This window comes from Rhizobium rhizogenes NBRC 13257 (genome assembly GCF_000696095.1).
Taxonomy (GTDB): domain Bacteria; phylum Pseudomonadota; class Alphaproteobacteria; order Rhizobiales; family Rhizobiaceae; genus Rhizobium; species Rhizobium rhizogenes.
On the sequence record NZ_BAYX01000023.1, the window covers coordinates 16,114 to 29,022 of the forward strand.

Below are 12,909 nucleotides of genomic sequence, written 5' to 3' on the forward strand. Positions count from 1 at the left end.
CCGCGACTTGACGTGCCATCTCACGAATAAATATGGGTAATCTAAAGCCGCGCCGCCGCTGTCGATCACAAGCAGCGGCGCAGGGAAAACTGGTGTCCCTGAATGACCGTCGGAGGGCATGCGCGATGCCCTTCAAAATAGAGCCTTCACTTGCCAGAAAGCACCTTGTCGACGTTTTCGGACGTGACCGCGAGCCATGGAACATAATAATGTTGTTCTTTGCCGCCATTCCAAGCAAGCGTGCCGCCGTTTGCGTCCCAAACCGCTGCGCGGGGCTTGTAACCTTGGCCAACCAGCTTATTAAGCGCAAGATCAATGGCCCCTTGAGCCTGGCCTTTCGCATCCTGCAGAATTGACATGGCTTGGTCGCCACGCTTTACGGCGTCCAACGCGTCCTTGATGCCGTCAACGCCTGCGACAGGGATTTTCTTCGGGTCAAGTCCATGAGAACGAATTCCTTCGACTGCACCGACTGCCATTTCATCATTCTCGGCCAAGACGCCCTGAATAGCGTCTCCATGCGATGTGAGAAAGTTCTCCATCAACGTGATGGCCTCGGCTCGCGACCAATTGGCTGTGTTCTGTGCCAGCAGCATCACGCCCGGATTCGCTTTCAGAACATTCTGAATACCTTGCAGTCTTTGAACCTGGGCCGACTGGCCGAGCATACCTTCAAGTAGGACCAGTTTGGCGTCCTTTCCTGCCTTGTCGATCACAGCTTTGGCAAGAAGTTCTCCCGCTTCGACATCGTTGGAATTTATATAAGAGTCGTAGAGTTCGACCTGCGATACAACGGTGTTGGAGCCAAAGACAGGGATGCCCGCTTGCTTCGCACGTTGAATGGGATCGTTGCCGGCATCAATATCAACCGGAATAAAGATGATCGCGTCATACTTTTCGGTGATCGCGGTATCGAAAAGATTGGACTGCGTGAGAACATCTTGGCGGCCATCGAGGATGGTCAAGGTAGCTGTGCCATCCGCCAGGGCTGGGTGAGCCTTTGCCGCGTCAGCCCATAACACGTTATATTCTGTGTTCAGGCTTTGAACGATTGCCGCGATCTTTAGCGGTTTCGCGTTTGCAGGTCCCCCGAAGGCTAGCGACGCGATCATTGTAACGCTGGCAGCAGCTGCCATAAGCACTCGTCTGGTTAGTTTCATGCACCTTCCTCCACTAGACGATGGCGTCGTGCCATCGCTGAATTTTCAGTCAACCCTTGAACGCGACCGATCGATAAGAACTGCAAGTACAATGATCGAGCCCTTGATGATTTGCTGGTAGTAGGAAGAGACTCCCATCAGATCGAGGCCATTGCTGATCATGCCAATAATGAGGACACCCACCAGCGTGTATCCAATCCGGCCGACGCCGCCGGTAAGGCTGGTGCCACCGATGACAACCGCCGCGATTGCATCAAGCTCGTAGCCAAGGCCAGCCTGAGGCAACGCGGAAGTAGTGCGAGCCGTCAACATCACGCCTGCGATCCCCGCCAAAGCCCCCATGATCACATAGACGGAGAAAATGGTCGCACTGACGTCGATGCCGCTGGTCTTTGCGCTGCGGGGATTGCCACCAACCGCATAGATGCGTCGACCGTAAACGGCGTATCGGAGCACAACCGCCGCGACGGCGAAAACGATCGCAAAGATAATGACGGGCACGGGGATACCGACAACTGAGCCTTGGCCTAGCCAGCGAAAACCAGCACTAAGATTGGGGATTGGACGCCCGCCGGAATAGAGAAGGGTTGCGCCACGTGCGACGCTCAGCATGCCGAGCGTGGTGACAAACGCGGGCACCCTGAAATAGGCAATGAAAAAGCCATTAATTGCGCCACAGATTGAGCCTGCGAGTAGGCCAACGATAAAGGCGACGGCAGGGTTGAAAGCGTCTGGACCTGTAACAAAACTGGCGCTTGCAGCGCCCGCAAGTGCGAGGATTGAACCAATCGACAGGTCAATCCCGGCGGTCAGAATGACGAAGGTCATTCCAACCGCAAGAACACCGTTGATCGATACCTGCCGGAGAACATTGATAAGGTTGTTGGTCGACAGAAAATTTGGTGAAGCAACGGAAAGCACGACAAACAAAAGGACAAACGAGATGACGATACCGTAACGAGCAATGGTGCTCGCCATCGAGGTCTCGCCAACTTTCGAGGACAGGGCATTCATAGCAAAAATCTCCACAGACTTTGGGCGCGGCTAAGAGGCCAGATGGATCAGAGTTTCCTGATCAGCGTTTGGGCCTGACACTGTTCCGGCGATCTTGCCGCGACGAAACACAACGATTCTGTCCGCGTTGCCCAGGATTTCGGGTATCTCCGAAGAGACCATTAGAACCGCATTTCCGGCTGCAACGAACTCCGCCAGGAAAGCGTAAATCTCCCTCTTGGCCCCTTCATCGACCCCTCGGGTCGGCTCGTCACAAATGATGACGCGCGGATTGGTATCCACGCAGCGGGAAAACACGACCTTCTGTTGATTTCCGCCGCTTAACTTTTGAACTTCGAGGTCTGGAGACGCGGTCTTGATCGAAAACCGTTTGATACGCTCTCGAACACTACGACCTTCAGCAGCGGAATTCATGAACCCGACCGACGAATAGCTTGAGAGGTTCGCTATCGTTATGTTGTGAGCGACAGAGGCGGATAGTGAAAGCCCCGTTTGCTTTCGGTCCTCCGTCACAAGAGATATACCAGCTGCAATGGAATCGGCAGGTGTTTTCAGAGAAACCGGCGATCCGTCGATGAGAACTTCCCCGGTGTCCCTGGGTTCAATCCCGTAAAGCGCGTTAACGAATTCGCTGCGGCCCGAACCCAGCAGGCCATAGAGACCCACGATCTCACCCGCATGCAACGTGACGTCGATTCCTTCAAACTTGGTTCCCGACGAAAATCCACGTGCTTCCAGCAAAGGCTTTGCATTTTCGAAGGCCTTGCTTTCGCGGCGGTGCTCAAGCAAGTCACGGCCGACGATGGACCGAATTAGACCCTGCCGATCCGTATTGGTTATCGCGCCTGCTTCCACGAAGCGGCCGTCACGAAATACAGTGTAGTCGTCTGCAATCTCGAAAATTTCGGTCAACCGATGGGAAACGTAGACGATGCCCACGCCCTGCGAAGTCAGCGTCCTGATTGCATCAAAAAGCATAACGGTTTCGCGCTCACCAATGGCCGAAGTCGGCTCATCCATGATCAAAATTTCACTTCGGCGACTTATTGCCTTTGTAATCTCGACGAGCTGTGCTTGTGCGATAGAGAGGTCCCGAAGCCGCGCCCGGGGCGAGATCGGAAACTTCAAACGACCGAGGATTTCTTCCGCGTCCAGCTCCATTTGGCGATCATCAACAAAAAAACGGCCGCGACGCTGCTCGCGCCCAAGATAAAGATTTTCGGCCACGGTCATATCTAGGAAGGGACTGAGTTCCTGGGTAATGATCGCGATTCCCCCATCGAGCGCCGCAGACGGCGTTGAGAAACTAACTGCTTTTCCTTTTATTGAGATCGTGCCGCTATCGCGCTGCAACAGGCCCATCAATATTCCGAGGAAGGTTGACTTTCCCGCACCGTTTCCGCCGCACAGCGCATTGACGGTTCCAGAGCGCAACTGAATTCGACCATCAGTCAGCGCTGGAACTTTATTGAAGGTCTTGGCGACATCGGATGCCGACAGAAGTAGCGGTGATGCCGCTGCTTCCACACGTTGCGAATTCGTATCGTTGTTCATCTGCCTCCCCGTCTCCCTAAGAGCGAAGAGACCTTCCCTCTTGATCGCGTCTTAGCGGCAACACAGCATGCTGCCTCGCTTGTATAATTCGTATGTTGTCAAAACAAATTGAAAATTGCAATGCGAGTAACATGAATCCGAGAAAAATATTATTAAAAAACATATACTTAATTTAATGCGACGACGCAGCCGAATGCGTCCTGCAAACAACTCGTTGCAGCGATTTCGAACAGACAGTGTCGCTTTTTGAGCTAGCGCCTTACCAGCACGTGAAGCCGCCGTCCGCGTTTACTATCGCACCCGTCATAAGACTTGATGCGCGTGAAGCCAGAAAGAGCACGACGCTCGCGACCTCTTCCGGGGTCCCCATTCGACCCATTGGCGTATCTGCGAGCCATACCGGAATACGATCGCGGTTTGCCTCCACGGCAACAACCATCGGCGTCTCTATATAAGTTGGAGCAACGGAGTTCACCCTGATCCCGTGAGATGCCCATTCTGCCGCCATTGACCTGGTCATATGATGGACAGCTGCCTTGGACACATTGTACGGGGTTTGAGGTTGAGGTCGATTACAGATACTTCCGGACATTGAGCCGAGGTTGACGATAGTGCCTCGACCCATCTCTATCATGTGTCGACCGAATGAACGAGAGCACCAAAAGACGCCATTAACGTTGACATCCATCATTCTCAACCAGTCTGCGTCGGTGACACATTCGGAAGCTACTCCACTTTGCCCGATTCCCGCGTTGTTGACGAGGATCGTGGCTGGCCGCCCCTCCGCGGCCAGTTGATTGGTAATCTCATCAATGCGGCTTGAGTTCGCGACATCTCCGATGAAAAGGTCAATGTCGTATCCTTTCTGGCGCAGTGCGAGCGCTTCGGCAGCGTCGCTTTCGTTGCGTTCGATTATGGCGACCTTTGCACCAGCCTCAGCCAATGCTTCTACACAACACAGTCCGATTGCTCGACCGCCGCCTGTAACCACTGCCTGCTCGCCATCAAGACGAAATCGCTCCTGATATGTCATCTACCGATCCTCAGATGTCGAATGCGCTGGGCAGAATGACTACGTCCCGGATCGTCACTGTGCGGGGGCGGGTGAGCATGAAAATAACCGCTTCTGCGACATCTTTAGGTTCGATCAGTCCGCCGGACTCTTTCGCTTTGCGTAGATTTTCTTCCGGCCAGTCAGCGAGCAATGCACTGATGACTGGTCCAGGGGATACCGAGCCTACCCGGATGCCATTCTTCAACAACTGGCGACGCATCGTTTGAACGAACGAGGTCATCGCCCACTTTGACGCGGAATAGACGGGTTCCCACGGCACAGCGGTGTGGCCAGCAACGGAACTGGTGATTATGATATCGCCGGTGCCGCGTTCGATCATGTGGGGGATAACGGACCGGACGTTTTTCATCACCACGTTGATGTTGAGGCTCAGCATCCGGTCAATCGCATCGAGGTTTGCCTCCGCAAGATCGCCGCCAATGTATGTTCCTGCGTTGGCGTGGAGAATGTCCAATTGGCCTGCTTTGGTCAGCACCCCGTCCAACAGCGTCGCACAATGTTCCGGGTTCAAAAGGTCTATTACCAAGGGAAGGGCACGATCTCCGATACGCTCACAAACCGCCTGCAACGCGTTCACATCGCGATCAACGAAAACTACCGTGGCACCCGCAGCGACCATAGCCTCCGCTGAAGCCAGACCAATGCCCGATGCCGCGCCCGTGACAGCAGCTACTTTACCTTGAAGTTCGTTCATGTCTTCCTCCTCTTGGGTATTCGTTTGAAGCTAAACAGTTGGTGACCATTGCTGCAATCCGCAGGCATTCTGGTAGGCCGATAGGGTTCGGGTGACCCGCCAAATCAGAACGGCTTCCGGGTCGAGGGGTGTGTCAGCGAACTGTCCGGCAGAAGGCAGATGCTGCCAAAACAGGGGAAGCGGCAGACGCTGTCCTCTGAGCACGGCAAAAAGCCGCTCCACCGCAGTCTGTGCCTCGGGCGTGGACCAGTAATACCGAATGCGATCGGACAGGGAATAATGCCGAAGCACACGTAGTTCGTCATCATTGCCGTGATAGTGCCGGTTCCAATTCGCCGGTTGATCCGACATAAGAGCTTCCATGGCGGCAAACAGGGGTCTGTCGCCGTAGGTCACTGAGAAATCTGACGCGATCGCGTCTAGAGCGTAAAGCGCTTCGCGAAGTACAAACGTTAGCTCCGGTCCGACCTTGAGAATTGGGAAGCCGTCATTGACCAATTGGCTGAGCGCCGCAGTGCCCTGATAATCGGTGGAATGAGCCTCGAATACAAACTGCGGTTCACTGATCAAAATCTGAGAAAGTGATCCGACTTTGCTCGGGTCGTAGAATATTATGTTGCTGTTGCCAAACTCCACACCGGGTTGAACCACTAAGCCGATTGCCCGCGAAAAAGCATCGGACAGTCCAGCTTCTGCAAAGACCTTACGGTGAATATCGATGGTTTGTCGGGCTGCATCAGCACCGGTAGGCTCTATAGTCGTCAAGACATGGTCCGCTCCCCCGGGAGGCGGAACTTCTGTACCGATAACATATACCGGCAGTTGTCCACCCACCTTTCGCACGGCCGCTTCGGCAGCAGCCGCGAGACGTGCGGCACGGTGAGCCGTTGTGGTGTCGTCGAGCGCGGCTGGCTCATTCAAGCAACCCATCGATGCATCAAGATGTATTTTTCGGAACCCCGCTTCAACGTAGGCCGCGACCATGGTCTCGGCTTCCTCCATCGCTGCTTCCGGCGACATATGACGCCAAGGATTAGGGCCGAGATGATCTCCGCCCAAAGCCACTTGCTCATGAGAACATTTCTCTTCGTCTGCCAGTCGGTAAACCATCGCGGCGAAGTCCGCGGGCTTCATCCCGGTATAGCCACCTTGGTGATTGACCTGATTGCAAGTGGCTTCGATGAGAACTGTGGTTGATGTCGCCCTCCCGTATCTAAGTGCCGCCCGGAGGACCACCGGGTGCGCAGAACACACGGATGTAATACCCATCGGCGTTCCATTGCGCCTCAGCGAGCCCATCTCGCCCAAATTGATCTGCATCAGCCACGCCTCCCGATCGAAGAGATGAATAACTCGAGTTCCTCGCGCGAACCGGCACCTTCCATCGGACCGCGCATAGTCACATTTCGTGCGCCTGCCGCCGCGCCATATGTCAAAGCTTGCTCTGGAGGCATTCCAAGGCGTCGGCACGCAAGGTAGGCACCGCCGAAGCAGTCACCAGCTCCAGTCGGATCAACTTCTTGGACGTCGAACGCTGGGACATCGATCCGTTCACGCTCATGGCTGAAGTAGGATGCTCCGTCAGCGCCACGTTTCAGGACGATCTCCTTCACGCCAAGTTCGAAAAGTCGCCGAATTGCGGCCTCTTCGCCCTCAACGCCAGCTGCACGTTCCAACTCTTCGCCGGAAGGCAGGAGTAAGTCTGCCATCGAAATGAGGTTCGCGAACCGGCGTTCGGTCGCCCCGTCGAGCTTCAATTCTTTCCGGATATTTGGATCGACCGAGACGGTCCCACCGCGCGATTTGATGATGCCAACTGCCCGATCAATTACTTCAACAGCACTTGGCATCGAAAGTGCCGAACCCATGATGTGCAAATGGCCGCTGCGCTCTATCAATTTTTTGACGGCATCGGTCCAACTGATCCGGGCTGCCGCTGACTTTGCTATGTTGAAAACGAAGTCTCGTGAGCCATCTGGGCGATAGCGCACAAAGGCACTGCCGGTTGGGTATTCGGGGTCTATGGATATCGCCGATATATCAACGCCATCCCGCAGAAGGCGGTCAACATTTACACGGCCGAAATCATCGTTTCCTACCGCGCCGATCATCGCCGCGCTGCCGCCAATTCGCCCACACTGGTCGATGAAGATCGCCGGTGCTCCGCTGGGATAGGGACCAACTAGAGGCTGGGCGTCCAAAAATCCGGTTCCAACATCTGTTGCGACTATCTCGACCAAAATTTCACCGATGCAGACGGTCGGCCCATGGTTATCGGGTGCGAGGGGATTGGTTTCCATTCCGTTCAACTTCCGTCATGCCGAGGGAGGGTCTTCGCCGTCGGCTGTTCCTATCTGGGTTAAATCCTCACTGCTGAAAGCCTCGCTTCCAGGCGACATGAACTTTTGATGAAGGAGGCAGGCTGCGCCGAATGCGGAGCCAAACTCAGCTTCTTCATCAACCACAATCTTCGGAGCTGGGAACGCAATCTCTTGCCCTTCGGCCATATAAACCGCGACCCGCGCGGAGACCATTGGATAGAGTGCTGCGACAGACCCCCCCAGGACAATCCTCTCTGGGTCGAGCAAGCGGCACGCCTGCACGAGCGCGTAGGCTAGATGGCGCGACCAGTCTTCTGCGATCGTGACAGCGGAAGGCACTCGATCTCTTACGTCGCTCAGGAAATCTTCGAGATCGGCGTCTTTACGCTCTGTCGCCGCTCGGTAATGCGACACAAGCGCTTCTCGTCCTATCAGCTGTTCGAATTTTCGCCCGCCGCTGCCAGGAACCAAGGTGTGACCAATCTCGCCTGCCAGTCCGTGGGCCCCGCGAAACAGCTTCCCATCGATCAGAACTCCACCGCCAACGCCGGTCTCCATCAGCAGAAACAAGGTAACTCCGGACGAGCCATGTTTGTAGCTGTCACCAATTGCGAAAGCGTTCGCGTCGTTCTCGATGATGATCGGCGCGTCGAATGGAAGCGCCGCTTTGGCAATTTGCGCCAACGGCACGTTACGCCATCCGATAATCGGGGCTAGGCTAACGAAACCACGTGCGTCAACGTGGGCAGGCGCAGAGAGGCCGACCCCGCGACAACGCTTCAGCACGGAGTTATCCATACCTTCCAGACTGAGGCCAACGGCATGACTTACGGCTTCCTCAACGCTTTTGACCTGAGCATCAAAGGCCTGAGTCCGGAAAGATTGAACTTTTCCAGATAGGTCGATCATAACAGTGGTGATGTGTTCGACGCCTATCTCGATCCCGATGAAAAATGCCGCATCAGGAACTAGTTCGAGGAGGATTCCGGGGCGTCCCGCCCTCGATTGTTCGCGACGCCGTTCAGTTGATTCCTCTACCTCATGAACGAAGCCGCTTTCGGTCAATTCACCGACGATCTGTCCAGAAGAAGACCGATTCAATCCAAGGCTTCTGGCAAGATCAGCTCTGCTCATCTTTCCGAACGTGTATAGGCTTCGAAGCGCCGCGGCGACATTGTTTTGCCTGATACGGCGAGGCGAGCTTCCTGGTGAGATGATGTCGTTCACTTTTTCGGTCCATGAGATGTTGATCTGTCCCGATTTTATACTCTCAGGACAGATCGTCTAAAGGATTATGAGGACCGGGCGTTCGTGGCGCGGCGGCGCTTCGCTTCATCCATTTTCAGCTCGATGAAACGTTTTGCGTGCGCTGCCAACGGATCGCTGTCCGCCCAAGTGTCACGCCAAATCGCGCAGGCAAGCGACAGCCCTTCATCGACCACAGCTGTCGAGAAACTTTCGAATACGATGTCGCGCTGGTAATCGACGTCGAGCAAAGCATCGAAAATCAAATCAAAGTTTATCGTGCCGTCGCCGAGATAACCGCGATTGCTTTCCCCGATATGAAAATAGCCGATCTTATCGCCCGCAAGACGGATCGCTGCAGCCGGATTGGCCTCTTCCATATTCATGTGAAAGGTATCCAAGTGCAGGCGTACGTGATCAGACCCAGTTTCTTCGATGAACCGAAGTCCCTGGGCGGTCGTGTTCAGCAGGTTGGTCTCGAAACGGTTTACAAGTTCCAACACGAGATCAACGCCGGAATCTTTAGCGACCTCCGCAGTTGCAGCGATTGCTGCCACGCTGTTGTCCCAGCCACGCTTTGTTGGTTGGCGATTGTATTTGGTGTGCGCCGAGTAAAGGATTCCGCCCAGCTTATTTCCGCCGATATCACGCACTGCCCGGACCGCGTCCGCCAATACGGCCTTGCCGGCAGAAACCTCTTCCGCCTTCTCGCTCGAAACGTCTGTGCTGAAGTTCAGGCCCATCGTGACGCCGATTTCAACATCCAGAGACTGCGCCAATTTGGCGAGCTGATCGAGATTGAACTTCTCGGGTCGCAGATAAGCGAACTCGATGGCCCGATACCCGTGTTCGGCCGTCTTCCTGAGTGCCATCTCGAGACCTTCTTGAGTTTCGCCGCTTGTCCATACAAACGAGTGCATTCCTAAGCGTTTCATAGCTTTTACCTCCGATGTCTAACCGATTTCGTCACTTCTAAGATATCTTAGTATGGTAACGCAACTAAATATTTTTAGGAAAATGCGTTATTTTTCAGCGGAGTTTTCGCTATTTTGCACACGCGAGTAGCCTATGAGATAGATTTTGCTTGAAAATTCGGACCTGCGGACGATTGGGCGCCACTGCCTTGTGCGTTGCACAATCTATATTTGCACAGTTGAACAACAAATTATTGCGTTGTGGCGCTTTGCGGGCTATTAAGTCGCCAAAGCCAGGACTGAGATTTCGGAGGAGGAAGTCATTTGTCGATCGTTATCGATTCCAATTCGTATCGCGGTGAACGAGGCGATACCCAGAACTTGCTGTCCGCGAGAAGGGTTAAGAAAACCTACGGTCTTATTGCTGCCCTTACCGATGGCCGGCTTGACCTTCGTCCAGGGTCGGTACACGCCCTGTGTGGAGGAAACGGTGCTGGGAAGTCGACCTTTTTGAGTATCCTCATGGGCCTGACAAGACCCGACGAAGGTGAGGTAGAATTTAACGGCGTTCCCGTTCACTTCACGTCTCCGCGCGACGCGCTGGACGCTGGAATAGCAATCATTACGCAGGAATTAAGCCCGGTTGTCGAAGCAACTGTTGCTGAGAACATTTATCTTGGTCGGGAGCCCACCAGGTTCGGCATCGTTGACTATCCCGCTCTCTTCAAAACCGCGCAGGAGCTCCTAGATCGCCTGAAGTTCCCGATCAACGCCAAGACTCGCGTAGGCGACCTATCGATCGCAAAAATTCAGCTGGTTGAGATTGCCAAGGCAATTAGCCAAAACAGCAAAGTCCTCATCATGGACGAGCCGACCTCCGCAATTGGAGAAGCCGAGACCGACATCCTTTTTGAGGCAATTCGGTCGCTGACACAGCAAGGTGTTGGCATCATCTATGTCTCACATAGGTTGAGCGAGCTGTTCCGAATTGCTGAGGACTACACCGTTTTTCGGGATGGCGCGTTCGTTCAAACGGGAAAGCTGGCCGACATAGATCGGGAAGAGCTGGTGCGCCTCATAGTTGGGCGCGTCGTGAAACCGCTCTCTGCCGATCATAGGGAGCCGGGTTCGACCATCCTCGAGGTAAAGGACTACACCAAGGGGGACCAGTTTCAGAACATCAGCTTTCAGCTCAAGGAGCGAGAGATTCTCGGTATCTTTGGTCTCATGGGAGCGGGTCGTAGCGCGTTTCTGGACTCCTTGTTCGGCATTACGAAGCATGATGATGGCGAGCTTCAGATCGATGGAAAGCGGGTGGCGATTACCTCCCCGCGCGAGGCGATCACCAAACGGATAGCGTTGGCGACAGAGGATCGGAAAGAAACCGGTCTAATTCTCTGCAGGCCCATCAGGGAGAACATATCTCTTTCCGCGTTACCCGAATATTCGATATTCGGCTTCGTAAAACGTCGCCGAGAAAAGAAAGTCGTGGCCGAGATGGCCCAAGCTTTTTCCCTTCGTATGGGATCGGCGGAAGACGACGTCCAAAACCTCTCCGGTGGCAATCAGCAAAAAGTCGTACTCTCCCGGTGCCTCGTAACCGACCCGCGCATCTTGCTTTGCGATGAACCGACGCGAGGGATCGATGAAGGGGCCAAGCAGGCGATTTATGCCTTTTTGAGAAACTTCGTTGCTCAGGGCAAAACCGCTTTAGTCGTTTCGTCAGAGTTGGACGAAATCCTCCAAGTTGCTGACCGCATCCTCGTTTTTCGTCGCGGCAAGATTGTTGGCGAAGTCTCAGCCTCTGAAGCCACTCACGAACAACTTCTCCACCTTGCATCCTGAGGGACGATAATCATGTCCAAGATCAACCACGCGCACTTTATCGACCTGGCTTCCCGATTTGGGATCGCAGCCGGGTTTATCGCGCTCTGTATATTTTTGTCTTTCGCCAGCCCGTATTTCGCAAGTTGGGATAACATCGGAAACATCCTCGCGCAGGTGTCCATCAACGGCATAATGGCAGTCGGTTTGACTTTTGTAATTCTGGCTGCAGGTATCGATCTTTCCGTTGGATCGGTTTTGGCGTTGGCAGGCATCGTTTCTGCAAGCGTTGTGACAGCTTCGGGGCTTAATCTCGGAGTGACGGCCGCAGTGTTGATCGGCATCGCGGTCGGGGCTGCCACGGGCGCGGCGAATGGGGCGATAATCGCAGCGTCGAGAAGTATCCCTCCGTTTATCGTAACGCTGGGCATGCTCAGTGCCGCCCGCGGATTGACCCAGATATACAATCACGGTTCACAGATATCCGACCTTACTGATGACTTCATGATCATCGGAAACGGCCAGCTCTGGGGTATCCAAATCTCAGTTTACATTTTCGCGCTTGTCTCCGCGCTATCATTTCTGGTTCTGAAATACACTCGGTTTGGGCGCTACGTGTACGCTGTAGGTGGCAACGAGCGGGGAGCGCGAACTGCTGGTGTCAATATTGGATTTATCAAGTTCTCGGTTTACTTGATCAGCGGCGTATGTGCGGCCCTGTCCGGCGTCATCTTCACATCCCGCGCGACCTCCGCTTCCCTACAGGCTGGCCTGGGATATGAGCTCGATGCCATTGCCGCAGTAGTCATCGGCGGAACGAGTCTTGCAGGCGGGCGGGGTGGCGTCGTCGGCACGATCCTCGGCGCACTCTTGATTGGCGTCATAAACAACGGACTTGACTTGCTTTCCGTGGACTCTGGCAACAAGCAGATCATCAAGGGCGCAGTCATAGTCTTCGCCGTCTTCCTCGACACTGTTCGGGCCCGAGCGCGATAGCCGCCGCGCGCGACAACAATTTCTGTTCTGCTTTGAAGATACGGCCGGGAGGCATCGTCCTCTCAGCCCCAAGTTCGGGACATGTGCACCCGTGTCATTGCACATAGATGGA

The 12,909-nt window shown here is 54.5% G+C and carries 11 protein-coding genes; 2 read left to right on the plus strand and 9 right to left on the minus strand.

The features are described 5' to 3' along the window. Positions 1-146: 146 nt before the first annotated feature. The 9 genes from RRH01S_RS29850 to RRH01S_RS29890 form a co-directional block, all read right to left on the minus strand. The gene (locus tag RRH01S_RS29850) at positions 147-1,160 is read right to left on the minus strand and encodes a substrate-binding domain-containing protein (RefSeq protein WP_042476585.1); all 1,014 of its coding nucleotides are present in this window, start codon (positions 1,158-1,160) and stop codon (positions 147-149) included. Between the two features lie 45 nt (positions 1,161-1,205). Next, complete coding sequence (locus RRH01S_RS29855; RefSeq protein ID WP_042476589.1) at positions 1,206-2,174, minus strand: ABC transporter permease; 969 nt, start codon at positions 2,172-2,174, stop codon at positions 1,206-1,208. Between the two features lie 30 nt (positions 2,175-2,204). Further along, positions 2,205-3,728, minus strand: a complete 1,524-nt coding sequence (locus RRH01S_RS29860; RefSeq protein WP_042476592.1) for a sugar ABC transporter ATP-binding protein — start codon at positions 3,726-3,728, stop codon at positions 2,205-2,207. Between the two features lie 259 nt (positions 3,729-3,987). Further along, entirely contained in the window at positions 3,988-4,761 is a 774-nt protein-coding gene (locus RRH01S_RS29865) for an SDR family NAD(P)-dependent oxidoreductase (RefSeq protein WP_042476595.1), read from the minus strand. Between the two features lie 10 nt (positions 4,762-4,771). Then, entirely contained in the window at positions 4,772-5,497 is a 726-nt protein-coding gene (locus RRH01S_RS29870; protein WP_042476598.1) for an SDR family oxidoreductase, read from the minus strand. Between the two features lie 30 nt (positions 5,498-5,527). Continuing rightward, the gene (locus RRH01S_RS29875; protein ID WP_042476601.1) at positions 5,528-6,817 is read right to left on the minus strand and encodes a D-tagatose-bisphosphate aldolase, class II, non-catalytic subunit; all 1,290 of its coding nucleotides are present in this window, start codon (positions 6,815-6,817) and stop codon (positions 5,528-5,530) included. Beyond that, a complete protein-coding gene (locus RRH01S_RS29880) occupies positions 6,817-7,797 on the minus strand; it encodes a tagatose kinase (protein WP_042476603.1) in 981 nt (326 codons plus the stop codon). Before RRH01S_RS29880 ends, RRH01S_RS29875 begins: the two co-directional genes overlap by 1 nt. Positions 7,798-7,812: 15 nt before the next feature. Then, a complete protein-coding gene (locus RRH01S_RS29885; protein WP_042476606.1) occupies positions 7,813-9,045 on the minus strand; it encodes an ROK family transcriptional regulator in 1,233 nt (410 codons plus the stop codon). Positions 9,046-9,110: 65 nt separating this feature from the next. Further along, complete coding sequence (locus RRH01S_RS29890) at positions 9,111-9,998, minus strand: sugar phosphate isomerase/epimerase family protein (RefSeq protein ID WP_042476607.1); 888 nt, start codon at positions 9,996-9,998, stop codon at positions 9,111-9,113. A 303-nt stretch (positions 9,999-10,301) separates the two neighbouring features. Between RRH01S_RS29890 and RRH01S_RS29895 the strand changes: the two genes are divergently transcribed. Further along, positions 10,302-11,822 carry a sugar ABC transporter ATP-binding protein gene (locus RRH01S_RS29895; RefSeq protein WP_042476608.1) on the plus strand — a complete coding sequence of 507 codons (1,521 nt, stop codon included), beginning with the start codon at positions 10,302-10,304 and terminating at the stop codon, positions 11,820-11,822. A 12-nt stretch (positions 11,823-11,834) separates the two neighbouring features. Further along, on the plus strand, positions 11,835-12,797 hold the full coding sequence (locus tag RRH01S_RS29900; protein ID WP_042476611.1) for an ABC transporter permease: 963 nt from the start codon (positions 11,835-11,837) through the stop codon (positions 12,795-12,797). The last annotated feature ends 112 nt before the right edge of the window (positions 12,798-12,909 follow it).